Genomic DNA, 16,627 nt, shown 5'->3' with positions numbered 1-16,627 from the left:
CACCGGCGTCACGGGCTGGGTGTGGCGATCAAACCCAGTTCCGCGTCGGAGGCCAGCAGCGGATGGTGCGGCAGGATGCGGATGGTGTAGCCGACCGCGCCCGAGATCGGCACCGGCGTGCGAATGGTGAAAACGTCCGCACCGGCGTCGTTTCCGTCATGCCGCATGGTGAAGGTGTGGACGTCGGTGAGGTCGTCGGTCGGTGAGACCCGCCCCAGCACCGCCTGCACGCTCACGTCCGTGGGCGCCAGGCCGCCGAGGTCGATGCGGGCCCGCAGGTCCAGTTCCGCGCCGATCACCGGGATGTCCGCCAGGCCGCCGCTGTCCACCTGCAGGACTTTCACGGTGGGCCAAGCGGATTCGACGCGGCGGCGGTAAAGCGACAGGTCCTGGGCGCCCTTGAAGTCGTCGGCCGACACCGCGCCGAAGGCCGCGGCGGCGGGCGCGTAGTAGTCGACCGCGTAGTCGCGGACCATGCGGGAGGCCAGCACCTTCGGGCCCAGCGTCCGCAGGGTGTGGCGGACCATCTCCATCCAGCGCACCGGCAGGTCGTCGTGGTCGCGGTCGTAGAAGCGCGGCAGCACCGCGCGTTCCAGCAGTTCGTAGAGCGCCGACGCCTCCAGGTCGTCGCGGCGGTGCTCGTCGCGGACGCCGTCGGCGGTGGGGATGGACCAGCCGTTCTCGCCGTCGCACATCTCGTCCCACCAGCCGTCCTTGATGGACAGGTTGAGGCCGCCGTTGAGGGCGGACTTCATGCCGGAGGTGCCGCACGCCTCGAGCGGGCGCAGCGGGTTGTTGAGCCAGACGTCGCAGCCCCAGTACAGGTAGCGGGCCATGGAGATGTCGTAGTCGGGCAGGAAGACGATGCGGTGGCGCACGGCCGGATCGTCGGCGAACCGGACGATCTGCTGGATGAGGGCCTTGCCGCCCTCGTCCGCGGGGTGGGATTTGCCGGCCACCACCAGCTGCACCGGACGCTCGGGGTCGAGCAGCATGGCGCGCAGCCGGTCCGGGTCGCGCAGCATCAGGGTGAGGCGCTTGTAGGTGGGGACGCGGCGGGCGAAGCCGACCGTCAGCACGCGCGGGTCGAAAGCCTCGTCGATCCAGCCGAGTTCGGCATTGGCGGCGCCGCGCTCCAGCCAGGAGGCCCGCAACCGGCGGCGCACCTCGTCGACCAGGACGCCGCGCAGCGTGTTCCGGGTGGACCACAGTTCCCGCAGGTCCACATCGCAGAGGCGTTCCCAGCCGCGGGCCTCCTCGACGAGTTCGTCGCCGATCAGCTCGCGGGCCTTGTCGATCCATTCGCGGGCGGCCCAGGTGGGGGCGTGCACGCCGTTGGTGATGGAGCCGATCGGCACCTCGGCGGTGTCGAAGCCCGGCCACAGCGGCGCGAACATGGCGCGGCTGACCTCGCCGTGCAATTTCGACACGCCGTTGGCGCGCTGGGCGAGTCGCAACCCCAGGTGAGCCATGTTGAACACCGACGGATCGGCTTCGCGGCCCATCGCCAGAATGCGGTCCACCGAAACACCGGGCAGCACCGGGGATTCCCGTTCGCCGTGCGCGCCGCCGAAGTAGCGGCGCACCAGCGCGCTCGCGAACCGGTCGATGCCGGCGGGGACCGGGGTGTGGGTGGTGAACACGGTGCCGGCCCGGACCGCGGTCAGCGCGGTGTCGAAATCCATTCCGGTGACCATGAATTCACGGATGCGCTCGATGCCGAGGAAACCGGCGTGGCCCTCGTTCATGTGGAAGACGTCGGGGTCGGGCAGGCCGTTGGCGCGGGTGTAGGCGCGCACGGCGCGCACCCCGCCGATCCCGGCCAGGATCTCCTGTTTGATGCGGTGGTCCTGGTCGCCGCCGTAGAGCCGGTCGGTGACCGCGCGCAGTTCGGGATCGTTCTCGGCGATGTCGGAGTCCAAGAGCAGCAGCGGAATCCGCCCCACCTGGGCGATCCACACCCGGGCGCGCAGCACCCGGCCCTCGGGCATGGCCACGTGGATGAGCACCGGCGCGCCCGAGTCGCCGTCGGTGAGCAGCCGCAGCGGCAGGCCCATCGGGTCCAGTGCCGGGTAGTGCTCGGCCTGCCAGCCGTCGGCGGTCAGCGACTGCCGGAAATAGCCGGAGCGGTACAGCAATCCGACGCCGATGAGGGGCAGGCCCAGATCGGAGGCGGCCTTGAGGTGGTCGCCCGCCAGGATCCCGAGCCCGCCCGAATAGTTGGGCAGCACCTCGGTGACGCCGAACTCCATGGAGAAGTAGGCGATCCCGCGCGGACCGCGCTGCTGCTTCTGGAACCAGCTGGGGCGGGCCAGGTAGTCGCGCAGGTCCGCGGCGGCCGCGTCCACGCGCCGGGTGTAAGCCTCGTCACTCGCCAGCTCGTCGAGCCGCGCGGCGGGCACCTCGCCCAGCATCCGCACCGGATCGTTCCCGACCTCCACCCACAGGCGGGGATCGAGCTCCGCGAACACATCCTGCGTGGGCCCATGCCATGACCAGCGCAGATTGGTCGCCAACTCGGTGAGAGCTGACAACCGTTCCGGCAAATGGGCGCGAACGGTGAATCGACGCAATGCCTTCACGGTGCTTATTCTGCCCTGCGCTTCGCCCCGGGCGGGTTCGCGGCCCCGAGGTCTCGATTCTTCGAGGTCATCGAGATGCTGGTCACCGGTGCCCCGACGCGGGCATCCGGTAAGCAACCGATAACGTGTTTCACCATGAGCGAGCAGCAGGTCGAAGCACTGGCCCCCGAGGAGCACCATGAGGGCGGGTTCCGGCCGATTCAGACTCTCGGCCGCGACGCGAGCCGGGGCGGGCCGCACTACGGGGAGTTCATCGAGCAGGTGCGCGGTCTCATGGACCGGGTCCGGCTGGCCTCCCCCACCGACGAGGTCGCGCTGGAGGCCATCGCCACGCTGAAGGAGCTCAACGCCAAGCTCGACTCCGCGGTCGGCGACGAGTGGGATGCGCCCGCCTGGCACCGCAATGACCTGCCCGCGCGCGGCAATATCACCCTGCCGCCGTTCCTGATCGACGCCGCGAGCGCGGAGGGCGTGCGGGCACGGATCACCTTCCGCACCTTCCACCTGGGCGGCAACAGCGCCGCGCACGGCGGCCACATCGCTCTGGGCTTCGACGACCTGCTCGGCATGACCGTGGCGCTCAACACCCGGGCGGTCACCCGCACCGCCTTCCTGCACGTCGACTACCGGTCCATCACGCCGCTCAACACCGAGCTGCAGGTGCACGGCTGGGTGGAGCGGCAGGAGGGCCGCAAGGTGTTCGTGCGCGCCACCCTGCACGACGGCGACCGGCTGTGTGCCGAGGCGCACGGCCTGTTCCTGCTCCTCAAGCCGGGCCAGCAGTAGTCCCTCCGGTAAGTTCGAAGGCGTGACCGGCCGCATCGCCATCGATGACACCGCCCCCGCGATACCCGGCGGCCGGCCGTCGAAGGCCGTGGTCGGCGAGGTCGTCCCGGTCCGCGCCGTGGTGTGGCGCGAGGGACACGAGGCGGTGGCCGCCACCCTGGCCGTGACCGGCCCGGATTCGACACGCACGCAACGCATTCGCATGAGTCCGGAGTATGAGCCGGACGTGTTCAACGCGGTCTTCACCCCCGGCACGCCGGGGCGCTGGACCTTCCGCATCGAGGGCTGGAGCGATCCGATCGCCACCTGGCGCTCCGGGGTCGAAGCCAAGCTGGCGGTCGGGCAGAGCGCCGTCGACCTGGCCAACGACCTCGAACTCGGGGCGCGCCTGCTGGACCGCGCCGCGCTGGCGGTGCCCAAACAACAATGGCAGGTGCTGCGCGCGGCGGCCGCCGCCCTGCGCAGCGACGCCCAGCTGCCCGCCCGGGTGGCCCCCGCGTTCAGCACCGAGGTCGGCGAGATCCTGCGGGCGAACCCGTTGCGGGAGTTCGTGACCAACGGGCCCCTGCACACCGTGCAGGTGGATCGGCAGCGCGCGCTGTACGGGTCCTGGTACGAATTCTTCCCGCGCTCGACCGGCGGCCGGGACACCGCGGGCAACCCGGTGCACGGCACCTTCGCCACCGCCGCCGCCGACCTGCCGCGCATCGCGGCCATGGGCTTCGACGTGGTGTACCTGCCGCCGATCCACCCGATCGGCAAGGTGAATCGCAAGGGACCCAACAACTCCCTGACCGCCGGCCCCGAGGATGTGGGTTCGCCGTGGGCGATCGGCTCCGACGAGGGCGGCCACGACGCCATCCACCCGCAGCTCGGCACCGAGGCCGACTTCCTCGACTTCGTGACCGCCGCACGGGAATTGGGCCTGGAGGTGGCGCTGGACCTGGCGTTGCAGTGCGCGCCCGACCATCCCTGGGTGACGGCGCATCCGGAATGGTTCATCACGCTGCCCGACGGCACCATCGCCTACGCGGAGAATCCGCCGAAGAAGTACCAGGACATCTACCCGCTCAACTTCGACGACGATCCCGACGGGCTCTACGCCGAGGTGCTGCGGGTGGTGCGGCACTGGATCACGCTGGGCGTCACCATCTTCCGGGTCGACAATCCGCACACCAAGCCCGCCGACTTCTGGGAATGGCTGATCGCCGCCGTGCACCGCAAGCACCCGGAGATCATCTTCCTGTCCGAGGCGTTCACCCGCCCGGCTCGCATGTACGGTCTGGCCCGGCGCGGATTCAGCCAGTCCTACACCTATTTCACCTGGCGCACCCACAAACACGAGCTGGAGGAGTTCGGCCGCGAACTGGCCGCCAAGGCCGACGAGGCGCGCGCCAACCTGTTCGTCAACACCCCGGACATCCTGCACGAGAGCCTGCAATACGGCGGGCCGGGCATGTTCGCGATCCGCGCGGTGCTGGCCGCGACGCTCGGCGCGACCTGGGGCGTGTACTCCGGCTTCGAACTGTACGAGCACCAGGCGCTGCGCCCCGGCAGCGAGGAGTACCTCGACACCGAGAAATTCCAGCTGCGCCCCCGCGATTTCGCCGGGGCGGCCGCGCGCGGCGAATCCCTGGAGCCATGGCTGACCCGGCTCAACGAGATCCGGCGCGCGCATCCGGCGCTGCGGCAGGTGCGGTGCATCCACTTCCACCACGTGGACAACGATGCGCTGCTGGCCTTCTCGAAAATGGACCCGACCACCGGTGACGCCGTCCTGGTCGTGGTGAACCTGAACCCGTTCGGCGCCGAGCACGGCATGGTGTCGCTCGACCTGCCCGCCATCGGCCGCGAATGGCACGACCGGCCGCTCGTCACCGACGACGTCACCGGCGAGGAATACCACTGGGGCCAGAGCAATTACGTGCGCCTGGACCCGAACCGCGCGGCCGCCCACATCCTCACCCTGCCGCCGGTGCCCGCCGCCGCGCGCAACGAACTCGCCTATCGCAGATCGTTCCGATGAATCGGCGTGACCTCCTGCTGCTGGCGGCAGGCACGCACCCCGATCCGCACACCGTGCTGGGCGCGCACCCGCATGCCGACGGGACGATCGTCCGGGTGCTGCGGCCGTACGCCGACGCCGTCGCGGTCCGCGTCGACGGTGTGGATCATCCACTGACACATCGTGATCACGGCGTGTTCGAGGCGGTCCTGCCGTTCGCGGAGCTGTGGGACTACCGCATCGTCAGCTCGTACCCGGGCGGGCGCACCGTCGTGGACGCGGACGGGTACCGCTTCCTGCCCACCCTCGGCGACGTCGACCTGCACCTGCTCGGAGAGGGCCGGCACGAACGGCTGTGGGAGGTGCTCGGCGCGCACCCGAAGCGCTACCCCAGCCTCGACGGCGAGGTGACCGGCACCGCGTTCGCGGTGTGGGCGCCCAACGCGCGCGGCGTCGCCGTCATCGGGGACTTCGACGGCTGGACCGGAAAGACCGCGCCCATGCGCAAACTCGGCGATTCCGGGGTATGGGAACTGTTCCTGCCCGGCATCGGTCCGGGAGCGCTGTACAAGTACCGCGTGCACGGGGCGGACGGGCGGGTCGTCGACCACGCCGACCCCATGGCCTACGCCACCGAGACGCCGCCCGCGACCGCCTCGGTCATCACCGAGAGCGAATTCGCCTGGAGCGACGCGGAATGGCTGCGGACACGGACCCGCACCGATCCCCTGCGCGCACCGGTCAGCATCTACGAGGTGCACCTCGGTTCCTGGCGGCCCGGGCTCGGCTACCGCGAGATCGCCGAACAACTCGCCGAATACGTGCTCGCCCAAGGCTTCACGCACGTGGAGCTGCTACCGGTGGCCGAGCATCCCTTCGGCGGCTCCTGGGGCTACCAGGTCACCTCCTACTTCGCGCCCACCGCCCGCTTCGGCTCCCCCGACGACTTCCGCTATCTCGTGGATCACCTGCACCGCAAGGGCATCGGCGTGATCCTGGACTGGGTGCCCGCGCACTTCCCGCGCGACGAATGGGCGCTGGCCAGATTCGACGGCACCGCCCTCTACGAGCACGCCGACCCGCGCCGCGGCGAGCAACTCGACTGGGGCACCTACGTTTTCAACTTCGGCCGCCACGAGGTCCGCAACTTCCTGGTCGCCAACGCGCTCTACTGGATCGAGGAGTTCCATCTCGACGGGCTGCGCGTGGACGCCGTCGCCTCGATGCTCTACCTGGACTATTCGCGCCCGGACTGGGAGCCCAACATCCACGGCGGCCGCGAGAACCTGGAGGCGGTCGCCTTCCTGCAGGAGATGAACGCGACCGTCCACAAACATCATCCGGGCGTGCTGACCATCGCCGAGGAATCCACCACCTGGCCCGGCGTCACCCGCGCCACCGAGGTCGGCGGACTCGGGTTCACCATGAAATGGAACATGGGCTGGATGCACGACACCCTCGGCTACCTGGCCCGCGATCCGGTGCACCGCAGCTGGCACCACAACGAGGTCACCTTCTCGCTCACCTACGCCTGGAGCGAGAACTATCTGCTCCCGATCAGCCACGACGAGGTCGTGCACGGCAAGGGGACGCTGTGGACCCGCATGCCCGGCGACGACTACGCCAAGGCGGGCGGGGTGCGCGCGCTGCTCGCCTACATGTGGGCGCATCCGGGCAAGCAGCTGCTGTTCATGGGCCAGGACTTCGGCCAGTTCCGGGAATGGGACCACGATCGCGGACTGGACTGGCACGAGCTGGACAACCCGCTGCACCGCGGCATCCAAACCCTGGTCGGCGACCTCAACCGGCTCTACGCCGCACAGCCGGCGCTGTGGAGCCAGGACACCTCGCCGGGCGGCTACGCCTGGATCGACGCCGACGACCGCGACAACAATGTGCTGTCGTTCCTGCGGTACGGCGCCGACGGCGCCATCCTGGCCTGCGTGTACAACTTCTCCGGGCAGCACCTCACCGGGTACCGCGTCGGACTGCCGGAGTCCGAACAGGTTTCGTGGTTCGAGGTGCTCAATACCGACGCCGTCGCCTACGGCGGCAGTGGCGCGGGCACGACCGGCGCCATCCCGGCCGAGCCCCGGCCCTGGCACGGGCGGCCGGTCTCGGCGGCGCTGACGCTGGCGCCGCACAGCGCCGTGTGGCTGTCGACCGCGCCACGCGACTGACACCGCTACTCGGGCCAGCGTGGGGACCGGCCGAGCACGGCCAGAATCCGATCCAGTCCCGGGGTCTGTGCCACCGCCAGCTCGGGGGCGAACGACGAGCCCGGCCGCTCCCGGGCCGGGCCGCGCGGGACCGCCTCGGCCACCGGCCAGGCGGCGGCGAGCACGTCGTCGTCGAACGCGACGGTCGTCCTGAGCGCGCGCGCCACGTCCCAGGCGTGCACGACGTAGTCGATGAAATGGAAGCTGACCGCCAGCGACCCCGGGATCACGATGCCGTCGCGGATCTCCGGCAGCGGGAACTGCCGTTCCAGCACGCCCGGCTCGGCGAAGGTGGCCAGCACGTGCTCGGCGGCCGCCCGGTATTCACCGATCGGATCCTCCCCCAGCGGCTGCGGCTTCCACCGCGACAGATCATTTTCGCCGCGGGCCGCCGCCGCGAAGCCATAGTGCTGAACGATCATGTGCTCCAGCAGATCTCGCAGTGTCCAGCCGGCGCACGGGCTGGGCGCGTCCAGGTCCGCCGGGGTCAGGCTCGCCACCACGTCGATGCTCGTCCGCACCGCGCGGGCGTCGAGTGCGAGCAGTTCGGTTCCCGAGGCCAGTAATTCTTCGTAGGTGCTTATCATACGCACCAGCTTACTAATTTCCCTCGATCGGCGACAGGGAAATTCCGGCGAATTCCACACCAACAGGTTCGCTTCGGGAGCACCCTGGACAGACAGTCGTTTCAAGCCGGGGAGGGCCCCGTGGACGAGCGCACCAAGATCACACTGGACGAATCGGAGATCCCGAGGCGTTGGTACAACGTCATCCCGGACCTGCCCGAGCCCCCACCACCCCCGCTGCATCCCGGTACCGGGCAGCCGGTCGGACCCGAGGACCTGGCCCCGCTCTTCCCGATGGAACTCATCCGGCAGGAAGTCAGCGGCGACCGCTACCTCGACATCCCCGACGAGGTCATCGATGTGTACCGGCTCTGGCGGCCGACCCCGCTGTTCCGGGCGCGACGCCTGGAAAAGGCGCTCGGCACCCCGGCGCGCATCTATTACAAGTACGAAGGCGTGTCGCCTGCGGGCTCACACAAGCCGAATACCGCTGTGCCGCAGGCGTTCTACAACGCCGCCGAAGGCACGCGGCGGCTGACCACCGAGACCGGCGCCGGCCAGTGGGGCAGCGCGCTCGCCTTCGCCTGCGCCCAGTACGGCATCGACTGCGAGGTGTGGATGGTCCGCGCCTCCTACGACCAGAAGCCGCACCGGCGCACCCTCATGCGCACCTGGGGCGCTACCGTGCACGCCAGCCCCTCCCCCATCACCGCGGCGGGCGCGAAAATCCTTGCCGACCACCCGGATTCCCCGGGCAGCCTGGGCATCGCCATCAGTGAGGCGGTGGAGGTGGCCGCGGCCGACCCGTTCACCCGCTACGCGCTGGGCAGCGTGCTCAATCACGTGCTGCTGCACCAGACCGTGATCGGCGAGGAGGCGTTGAAACAGTTCGCCGCGGCGGGCGAGCGGCCCCCGGACGTGATCGTCGGCTGCACCGGCGGCGGCTCCAACTTCGCGGGCCTGTTCCTGCCGTTCCTGCGCGAAAAGCTCGCGGGCCGAGCCGATCCCGTCATCCGCGCCGTCGAACCGGCCGCCTGCCCGTCGTTCACCCGCGGCATCTACGCATACGACTTCGGCGACACCGCGGGCTTCACCCCGCTGATGAAGATGCACACCCTCGGCCACGACTTCATCCCCGACCCCGTGCACGCGGGCGGGCTGCGCTACCACGGAATGTCGCCGCTGCTGTCGCACATGTACGAGCTCGGGCTGTTCGAGGCCGTGGCCAAACAACAGCGCGAATGCTTCGCCGCGGCGGTCACTTTCGCGAAGGCCGAAGGCATTCTCCCGGCCCCCGAACCGTCACACGCGCTGGCGGCGGTCATCGAGGAAGCCAACCGCTGCACCGCCTCCGGCGAGGAGAAAGTGCTGCTCACCGCACTGTGCGGACACGGCCACTTCGACATGACCGCCTACGAGCGCTACCTGGCGGGCGACATCCCCGACTTCGAGCTGTCCCAGCCCCGAATCGATGCCGCCCTCGCCTCGCTCCCCAGGATCTGAGGTCAGTACAGCGCGGCGGCCAGCTTGCGGCGGGAGGCGACGACCAGCGGCTCGGCCGGGTCGAAGAGCTCGAACAGCTCCAGCAGGTGGGTGCGGACCCGGGTGCGGTCATCGCCCGCGGTCCGCTTGACCTGGGCGATCAGGCGGTCGAAGGCGGCCTCGGGCTGCTGGTTGAACATCTCGAGATCGGCGGCGGCGATCGCGGCGTCCAGGTCGGCCGGGTCGGCGTCGGCCTTGGCGAGCGCGGCCGGGTCGAGATCCTGCACGCGGGAAAGGAATTGGACCTGCCGCAGCGCGGCCTTGGCCTCGGCGTTGTTCGGCTCGGCGGCCAGGATGTCCTGGTAGACGGCGATCGCGGCGTCGAATTCGCCGCGCTCCAAAGCCTCTTCGGCCGCGACGAAACGCGGATCCTCGGGGACCTCGGGCTCGGCGGCCTCGCCCTCGCCGACACCGGGCAGCTTGCCGCGCACGGCATCCACCACGGCGGCCAGCCACTGGGTGACCTGCTCCTCGGGCTGATTGCCGGTGAAGTCGGCCAGCGGCTGACCCGCGGCCACCGCGACCACGGTCGGAATGCCCTGGACACCGAAGGCCTGCGCGATGCGCATGTTCGCCTCGGCCTCCACGGTGGCCAGATCCCAGTCGCCACCGCTGCGGGTGACCAGCTGCTCGAGCAGCTTCACCAGCTCGATGCTGCCCGGGCTGCGCTGCGAGTACAGCGCCACCACCACCGGCACCTGGGTGGAGCGCCGCAGCACTCGATCCTCGAAATTGGTCTCGGTGACGGCGTGGTCACCCGGGACATCCGCCGCGGCGGCGGCCGGCTGCTTGAGAGCGGACAGGTCCACCGCGCCCGACATGGCGGCGGCTGCGGCGGCGGAGGGACGGCGTGCAGGTCGAGTCACGACATCCAGTTTGTCACGAACGGGCGGCGGCGGGTGCCGCGGCTCCGCTCAGTTCGCCCAGCTGACCGGAGGAGATCGCCCAACGCTCGAAGAACACGGACGTGAACGGCACCACCGACGACGCCAGCGCGAGAAGCGTGGTCTTGCCGGGCCATTCGAACTCACGCGAGGCCAGCAGGCAGTTGATGGCGTAGGCCAGGAACACGACGCCGTGCAGCATGCCGAACACCATCACCGGCCACTTGATCGGCTGATCGGCGATGCCCAGCGCGTCGGCGCGCTTCAGGGCAGAGCCGATGAACAGCAGCACCCAGGACGGCACCTCGAGCAGGCCGAAGAAACGCACACGCTTCGCGACCGTGGACAGGTCGAACAGATCACCCATGCCCTCCATTCTGCCCGACGACTACGACACCCTGTAGTGGAGCTGGTCACATCCGGGACGGCCGCGCCGGATTCCTGGTAGCGGAACACCCCGCCGACGAGAACGGCCCCGGCTCGGGAGCCGGGGCCGTTCTCTACCTCACCGAATTACTTCACGCGGATGATCAGAGCGTCACCCTGACCGCCACCACCACACAGGGCGGCCGCGCCGGTGCCGCCGCCGCGGCGCTTCAGCTCATTGGCCAGGTGCAGCACGATCCGAGCGCCGGACATGCCCAGCGGGTGACCGATGGAGATGGCGCCACCGTTGACGTTCACCTTCTCCGGGTCGATGCCCAGCTTGCGGGTGGACGCGATGCCGACCGCGGCGAACGCCTCGTTGATCTCGACCAGGTCCAGCTCGGCGGGCGAAATGCCTTCCTTGGCACAGGCTTTCGCGATCGCGTTGGCGGGCTGGTCCTGCAGGGTGGAGTCGGGGCCGGCGACGACACCGGCCGCGCCGATCTCGGCGATCCAGGACAGGCCCAGCGCCTCGGCCTTCGCCTTGGACATGACGATCACGGCGGCCGCGCCGTCGGAGATCTGGGAGGCCGAACCGGCGGTGATGCTGCCGTCCTTGCGGAAGGCCGGACGCAGCTTGCCCAGCGACTCCACCGTGGTGTCGGCGCGGATGCCCTCGTCCTCGGCGAACACGATCGGGTCGCCCTTGCGCTGCGGGATCGACACCGGGGCGACCTCGTCGGCGAACAGGCCGTTCTTCCACGCGGTGGCGGCCTTCTGGTGCGAGGCGGCGGCGAACGCGTCCTGCTCCTCGCGGCTGATCTTGTCGGCGTCGTTGCGCTGCTCGGTGAGCGCGCCCATCGCCTGGTCGGTGAAGATGTCGTACAGACCGTCGTAGGCCATGCTGTCGCGCAGGTTCACGTCGCCGTACTTGAAGCCCTCACGGCTCTTCTCGAGCAGGTGCGGGGCGTTGGTCATGGACTCCTGGCCGCCGGCCACCACGATCTCGTACTCGCCGGCGCGAATCAGCTGATCCGCCATGGCAATTGCGTTGATGCCGGACAGGCACACCTTGTTGATGGTGAGCGCCGGGACGTCCATCGGAATCCCCGCGGCGACCGCGGCCTGACGGGCCGGGATCTGGCCCGCGCCCGCGGTGAGCACCTGACCCATGATCACGTAGTCGACCTGCTCGGGCGCGACCCCGCCCTTCTCCAGCGCCGCCTTGATGGCGATCCCGCCCAGATCCGAGCCGCTGAAGTCCTTCAGCGATCCGAGCAGCCGGCCGACCGGGGTACGAGCGCCGGAGACGATCACGGAGGTTGTCACGATGGGGGCCTCACTTACTGTGTGTTGTCACGGCTCCGCCAACCATCGGAGCCGTACTCCACGGTAACTCCATGCACTTCGGCGGGGGTATGCGGGTGCGCGCTACCGTTCCAGGTGTGAGCACTACCGAGAACACCGAATTCATCCCGTCGGAATACATCACCGCCGTCGATCACGTGGGCATCGCCGTACCGGACCTCGATGCCGCCGTCGCTTGGTACCGCGACAATCTGGGCATGGTGGAGACCCACCGCGAGATCAACGAGTCCCAGGGCGTCCACGAGGCCATGCTGTCGGTCCCCGGCACGCCCGAGGGCTCGGTCGCTCTTCAGTTGCTGGCTCCGCTCAACGAGGAGTCCACCATCGCCAAGTTCATCGACCGAAACGGGCCTGGCCTGCAGCAGCTCGCCTACCGGGTCACCGATGTCGAGGCGGTTTCCGAGCAACTTCGTGAACGAGGCTTGCGTTTGCTGTACGCAGAGCCGCGTGGTGGAACCGCTGGTTCCCGCATCAACTTCATCCACCCCAAGGATGCTGGCGGTGTGCTGGTCGAACTCGTCGAACCGGCCGCGAAAACTACTCACTAGTACCGGGTTCCGCCCTCCTAAAGAGGGCGTAACAACATTTGCGGTCGACTCACCATCACCGGCGGTCACGCTGTAGTTTGTGGGGCATGTCGTCCACTGAGCCCGATCGTAATCGCTTCGTCGCGCTGCCCTTTACCGTTGTGCGGAAGGGCTATGACCGTGACGAGGTGCGTAACTACTTCGACCGTTTCGATGCCGAGCTAAGGGTCACCGCCACCGACCGCGATGCGGCCGCTGCCCAGGCCCGCAACCTGGCGGCCCAGCTCGAGGATGCCCGGGACGAGATCGACGAGCTCCGTAAGGAAGTCGACCGGCTCTCGGTGCCGCCGACGACCGCCGAAGGCATGTCCGATCGCATCTCCCGCATGCTGCGCCTGGCCTCCGACGAGGCCTCCGAGGTCCGCGCCCAGGCTCAGGCCGAGGCCGCCGAGATGATCTCGATCGCCGAGCAGCAGGCCACCGAAATGCGTGGGAAGTACGAATCGCTCCTCTCCGAGACCAAGGAGAAGCGCGAAGCTCTCGAAATCGAATTCGAGCAGACTCTCGCCAACGCCCGCTCCGAGTCCGCCAAGATCGTCGAAGCCGCCAACGCCGAGGCCGACCGCCTCACCAAGGAGTCCGACGCCAAGCGCAAGGCGACGCAGCAGGACTTCGAGGTCACCATGGCGGAGCGGCGCACCAAGCTGACCCGCGCCATGGAGGAGCTGGAAGCCACCTCCCGCGCCGAGGCCGCCCAGCGCATCAAGGACGCCACCGACGAGGCCAACCGCCTCATCACCTCGGCGACCAACACCGCGGATCGAAAGATCGCGCACGCCAAGGAACTTGCCGAGGAAATGCGTGTCCTCCGCGGCCGCGTCCTGGCTCAGCTGCTCGGCATCCGCGGCCAGCTCGACTCGGTCCCGGCCATGCTCGCCGCCGTCAACCGCGAAAGCGAACTCCTCGACGGCGCACCGGAACAGCGCTCCCTCAAGGGCGGCCGCAAGGCCATCTCCGAAGCCCACGACGACGAGGATCTCGTCGACGACCGCGAGAACGCCGACATCTCGGGCTAATCCACTCACCGGGCGACAACCCGAAGCCGTACGAAGGCCGCTTCCCTACCGGGAGGCGGCCTTCCTTATGTGCGCCCGTCGATGATCAGGACGCGGACCCACCGGTCAGTTGCATGGAATGGGATACGCGACACTGCCGATGACCGTGCAGGGCGACTCGGTGACGTTCACGTCCTGCGCCATTGTGCTCAGGACCGATCCATCCGGCTTGTACTGCGTCGCAACGATATGATGCGCGCCCAGGGTTCTCGGCATGTAGGTAATTTGCGCGAAGGACTGGTAGCCACCACCCGGGTTGTCACAGTAAGGCGGTCTCCTGAACATCCTGAGACTGTCTCCGGTGGCGGCAGCCACCGGGCTCCCGTACAGGGCTCTCCCGTTGTCGGTGAAATAGACCGGCGGAGCAACAGGCGTGCCGGCAGGGTCACACGAGATCACGACACTGATGGACCATGGAGTCGGGCCTTCCTCGTGGCTCCAGCCACTGGCGTACACCGACATCGACAGCACATCCGCTGATGCGTGCGGGCTCCCCGCGAGACTCATGGCGACCGCCGCAAACACGCTCAGCGCCAACCCGATTCGACCTTTTCTCATCCCCAACTCCTTGTGAAATACACACACTTCAGCTCGGGAAGGGTATCGATCTCGCAACCGTCCGCAGGCGTGAACGACGTCCCCCAATTACAGGGGCTCACGACCGAGCCGTCCGCGTTCTGCTGTTGCGCGACAATGTGATGCGTCCCGAGCGTGGTCGGGTCGAAGCACCCGAATTCTCGGGGCTCAGGACCAGCGGCGGGTGATGGTGCGGGTGTTGCGGCCCTTCCAGCACCCGGTGTGCCAGTGGCGGCGGTCGTCCTCGCCGTCGTGGGCGGCCCAGGCGACGATGTGCGGGGTGCCGGGCGGGATCACCTGATCGCAGCCGGGGCAGCGGTAGGGCTTGGTGGCGCGGGTGCCGGGGACGGTGCGGACGATGAAGGTGTCGTCGGTGCCGGGGCCGGGTTCGGTGCGGCCGAAGACGTCGCCCAGGGGGCGCGGATCCCGCTGGGATCGCGCCGAATCCTTGGGCCGGGGCTTGCGGCGGGGCATGGCCTCAGAAGAGCCGGAATTCGCTGGAATCGGTGCCGCGCAGGGCATCGTAATCCAGGGTCAGGCAACGGATACCGCGGTCGGCGGCAAGGGTTTTCGCCTGCGGCTTGATCTGCTGGGCGGCGAACACGCCGGCCACGGGAGCCAGCAGGGGATCGCGGTTGAGCAGCTCCAGATAGCGGGTGAGCTGTTCGACGCCGTCGATCTCACCGCGGCGCTTGATCTCCACCGCCACCGTCGCGCCGTCGGCGTCCCGGCACAGAATGTCGACCGGGCCGATGGCCGTCATGTACTCGCGGCGGATCAAGGTGTAACCGGGGCCGAGGGTTTCGATGTGCTCGGCCAGCAACTCCTGCAGGTGCGCCTCGACACCGTCCTTCACCAGACCGGGATCGACGCCCAGCTCGTGCTTGGAATCCAGTTCGATGTCCTCGACCGTGATGCGCAGTTCCTCGCCGGCCTTGTTCGACACCACCCACAGTTGGCTTGTCTCGGAATCGGTTTCCCGCTCCTCCAGCCAGCACGGCGGGCTCATCCAGTTCAACGGCTTGTAGGAGCCGCCATCGGAATGAACCAGCACCGAACCGTCGGCCTTCATCATCAGCAGACGACGGGCCATGGGCAGATGGGCGGTCAGCCGACCCACGTAATCGACCTGGCAACGAGCAATCACAAGGCGCACCGGTCGAGTCTAGTGACCGGGCAACGGCTCCGGTGACGCGGCCTCAGCCCAGCAACATCAGGCAGGCGAACAGCGAGCCGCACGCCAGCAAGACATACTCCGGAAGGTTCAGCGGCCGCTCCGCCCCGCCCTGCCGGCGAATCGTCAACCGCCCGATCCCCAGACCCAGGCACAGCGCCAGGAAATGACCCACATTCGTGAAGGTGTGCCACAGCACCACCCCGCCCAGCGCGAACGACAGCCAGGTGCCCGCCCACACCCAGCGCCGATGCGACGGCAATACCGCCACCAGCGCACCGACCACGGCCATCGCGCCGTAGCTGACGCCCACATCCTCCGCCATCGCGATGCTGCCGGGCACCAGCTGCGACTGCACCGCCACCCACAGGCCCAGCGCCACCAGCACGGTGGCGCCCACATGGCCGACGAAGAAGGTGTGCACCAGCTTCACCGCCCCGAAGCGCCGTTCCGCCAGCGCGAGCAGGCAGGCCAGCATGGGGACGATCAGGAAGACCGTGGCCGCGCCCTCACCCACCAGGAAGGCACTGGAGAACAAGGTGCCCAGATGGCCCTTGGTCAGATTGTGGAGGTTGGTGCTGGCGTGCAGCACGATTCGCGACTCACGCGAGGCGCTCACCATGGTGAGACCCACAGCGACTGCCAGCAGCACGCTCACGTAGCTGTAGGTGGCTGGCAGCCAGAGCGCCGACCACCGGAAGCGGCGGGCGGTCACGGGCTGCTGTGGGGCGAGCGCGAGGGCCATGCTGTCGATCATTGTCTTTCTCATCCAACCGAAACTGGTTTTCGGCTGGGAACTGTCTGTGGGTAGGTAGCTACCCGGGTTACACCTGAATACGCAGAAGGCCCCCAGCATAGCTGGGGGCCTTCGCGAATGATGTTCCGGCGGTGTCCTACTCTCCCACACCCTGTCGAGT

At 68.7% G+C, this 16,627-nt stretch carries 15 protein-coding genes; 6 read left to right on the top strand and 9 right to left on the bottom strand.

Features of this window, described 5'->3' with window-relative positions:
- Nucleotides 1-8: 8 nt before the first annotated feature.
- The gene (gene glgP, locus ACYVKL_RS31190) at nucleotides 9-2,582 is read right to left on the bottom strand and encodes an alpha-glucan family phosphorylase (protein ID WP_379167875.1); all 2,574 of its coding nucleotides are present in this window, start codon (nucleotides 2,580-2,582) and stop codon (nucleotides 9-11) included.
- 135 nt (nucleotides 2,583-2,717) lie between these two features.
- Here glgP and ACYVKL_RS31185 point away from each other — a divergent pair, with 135 nt between their 5' ends.
- Genes ACYVKL_RS31185 through glgB form a run of 3 tightly spaced genes read left to right on the top strand, consistent with a single transcriptional unit; the run spans nucleotide 2,718 to nucleotide 7,553 of the window.
- Entirely contained in the window at nucleotides 2,718-3,368 is a 651-nt protein-coding gene (locus ACYVKL_RS31185; protein WP_213557719.1) for a PaaI family thioesterase, read from the top strand.
- A 22-nt stretch (nucleotides 3,369-3,390) separates the two neighbouring features.
- Nucleotides 3,391-5,394 (top strand): alpha-1,4-glucan--maltose-1-phosphate maltosyltransferase, encoded by a 2,004-nt coding sequence (locus ACYVKL_RS31180; RefSeq protein WP_379167877.1) that lies wholly within the window; start codon nucleotides 3,391-3,393, stop codon nucleotides 5,392-5,394.
- On the top strand, nucleotides 5,391-7,553 hold the full coding sequence (gene glgB / locus ACYVKL_RS31175) for a 1,4-alpha-glucan branching protein GlgB (RefSeq protein ID WP_379167879.1): 2,163 nt from the start codon (nucleotides 5,391-5,393) through the stop codon (nucleotides 7,551-7,553). Before ACYVKL_RS31180 ends, glgB begins: the two co-directional genes overlap by 4 nt.
- A gap of 5 nt (nucleotides 7,554-7,558) precedes the next feature.
- On the opposite strand, the gene ACYVKL_RS31170 is transcribed toward glgB, so the two are convergent.
- On the bottom strand, nucleotides 7,559-8,179 hold the full coding sequence (locus ACYVKL_RS31170; RefSeq protein ID WP_379167880.1) for a TIGR03086 family metal-binding protein: 621 nt from the start codon (nucleotides 8,177-8,179) through the stop codon (nucleotides 7,559-7,561).
- A 120-nt stretch (nucleotides 8,180-8,299) separates the two neighbouring features.
- Between ACYVKL_RS31170 and ACYVKL_RS31165 the strand changes: the two genes are divergently transcribed.
- On the top strand, nucleotides 8,300-9,661 hold the full coding sequence (locus ACYVKL_RS31165) for a TrpB-like pyridoxal phosphate-dependent enzyme (RefSeq protein ID WP_379167882.1): 1,362 nt from the start codon (nucleotides 8,300-8,302) through the stop codon (nucleotides 9,659-9,661).
- A gap of 2 nt (nucleotides 9,662-9,663) precedes the next feature.
- Here ACYVKL_RS31165 and ACYVKL_RS31160 read toward each other — a convergent pair whose 3' ends face one another.
- The 3 genes from ACYVKL_RS31160 to ACYVKL_RS31150 form a co-directional block, all read right to left on the bottom strand.
- Nucleotides 9,664-10,521, bottom strand: a complete 858-nt coding sequence (locus ACYVKL_RS31160) for a tetratricopeptide repeat protein (RefSeq protein WP_213561474.1) — start codon at nucleotides 10,519-10,521, stop codon at nucleotides 9,664-9,666.
- A 58-nt stretch (nucleotides 10,522-10,579) separates the two neighbouring features.
- Nucleotides 10,580-10,951: a DUF3817 domain-containing protein gene (locus ACYVKL_RS31155; RefSeq protein ID WP_213557724.1), complete on the bottom strand. Its 372-nt coding sequence runs from the start codon at nucleotides 10,949-10,951 to the stop codon at nucleotides 10,580-10,582.
- A gap of 146 nt (nucleotides 10,952-11,097) precedes the next feature.
- Nucleotides 11,098-12,279 (bottom strand): acetyl-CoA C-acetyltransferase, encoded by a 1,182-nt coding sequence (locus tag ACYVKL_RS31150; RefSeq protein ID WP_379167884.1) that lies wholly within the window; start codon nucleotides 12,277-12,279, stop codon nucleotides 11,098-11,100.
- Nucleotides 12,280-12,395: 116 nt separating this feature from the next.
- Here ACYVKL_RS31150 and mce point away from each other — a divergent pair, with 116 nt between their 5' ends.
- Both mce and ACYVKL_RS31140 read left to right on the top strand, forming a co-directional pair.
- Nucleotides 12,396-12,866 (top strand): methylmalonyl-CoA epimerase, encoded by a 471-nt coding sequence (gene mce / locus ACYVKL_RS31145; RefSeq protein ID WP_379345507.1) that lies wholly within the window; start codon nucleotides 12,396-12,398, stop codon nucleotides 12,864-12,866.
- Nucleotides 12,867-12,952: 86 nt separating this feature from the next.
- Nucleotides 12,953-13,921, top strand: a complete 969-nt coding sequence (locus ACYVKL_RS31140) for a coiled-coil domain-containing protein (protein WP_213557726.1) — start codon at nucleotides 12,953-12,955, stop codon at nucleotides 13,919-13,921.
- Nucleotides 13,922-14,026: 105 nt separating this feature from the next.
- Here the strand turns inward: ACYVKL_RS31140 and ACYVKL_RS31135 are convergent, their stop codons facing one another.
- From ACYVKL_RS31135 to ACYVKL_RS31120, 4 genes are all read right to left on the bottom strand, one after another.
- The gene (locus ACYVKL_RS31135) at nucleotides 14,027-14,518 is read right to left on the bottom strand and encodes a hypothetical protein (RefSeq protein ID WP_379167886.1); all 492 of its coding nucleotides are present in this window, start codon (nucleotides 14,516-14,518) and stop codon (nucleotides 14,027-14,029) included.
- 186 nt (nucleotides 14,519-14,704) lie between these two features.
- Nucleotides 14,705-15,010 carry an ATP/GTP-binding protein gene (locus ACYVKL_RS31130; protein ID WP_213557728.1) on the bottom strand — a complete coding sequence of 102 codons (306 nt, stop codon included), beginning with the start codon at nucleotides 15,008-15,010 and terminating at the stop codon, nucleotides 14,705-14,707.
- 4 nt (nucleotides 15,011-15,014) lie between these two features.
- Nucleotides 15,015-15,692: an endonuclease NucS gene (nucS, locus tag ACYVKL_RS31125; protein WP_213557729.1), complete on the bottom strand. Its 678-nt coding sequence runs from the start codon at nucleotides 15,690-15,692 to the stop codon at nucleotides 15,015-15,017.
- A 43-nt stretch (nucleotides 15,693-15,735) separates the two neighbouring features.
- Nucleotides 15,736-16,467, bottom strand: coding sequence for a rhomboid-like protein (locus ACYVKL_RS31120; protein ID WP_379167888.1), 732 nt, complete (start codon nucleotides 16,465-16,467; stop codon nucleotides 15,736-15,738).
- Nucleotides 16,468-16,627: the final 160 nt, after the last annotated feature.

The organism is Nocardia tengchongensis (assembly GCF_054781395.1).
This window is presented reverse-complemented; position numbering and strand designations above follow the sequence as displayed.

Excerpts from the sequence above, each read along its gene's own strand:
- ACYVKL_RS31185 (WP_213557719.1), top strand. The coding sequence starts at position 2,718 with ATGAGCGAGCAGCAGGTCGAAGCACTGGCCCCCGAGGAGCACCATGAG.
- glgB (WP_379167879.1), top strand. The coding sequence starts at position 5,391 with ATGAATCGGCGTGACCTCCTGCTGCTGGCGGCAGGCACGCACCCCGAT.
- ACYVKL_RS31170 (WP_379167880.1), bottom strand. The coding sequence starts at position 8,179 with ATGATAAGCACCTACGAAGAATTACTGGCCTCGGGAACCGAACTGCTC.
- ACYVKL_RS31160 (WP_213561474.1), bottom strand. The coding sequence starts at position 10,521 with ATGTCGGGCGCGGTGGACCTGTCCGCTCTCAAGCAGCCGGCCGCCGCC.
- ACYVKL_RS31155 (WP_213557724.1), bottom strand. The coding sequence starts at position 10,951 with ATGGGTGATCTGTTCGACCTGTCCACGGTCGCGAAGCGTGTGCGTTTC.
- ACYVKL_RS31140 (WP_213557726.1), top strand. The coding sequence starts at position 12,953 with ATGTCGTCCACTGAGCCCGATCGTAATCGCTTCGTCGCGCTGCCCTTT.
- ACYVKL_RS31135 (WP_379167886.1), bottom strand. The coding sequence starts at position 14,518 with ATGAGAAAAGGTCGAATCGGGTTGGCGCTGAGCGTGTTTGCGGCGGTC.
- ACYVKL_RS31130 (WP_213557728.1), bottom strand. The coding sequence starts at position 15,010 with ATGCCCCGCCGCAAGCCCCGGCCCAAGGATTCGGCGCGATCCCAGCGG.
- ACYVKL_RS31120 (WP_379167888.1), bottom strand. The coding sequence starts at position 16,467 with ATGATCGACAGCATGGCCCTCGCGCTCGCCCCACAGCAGCCCGTGACC.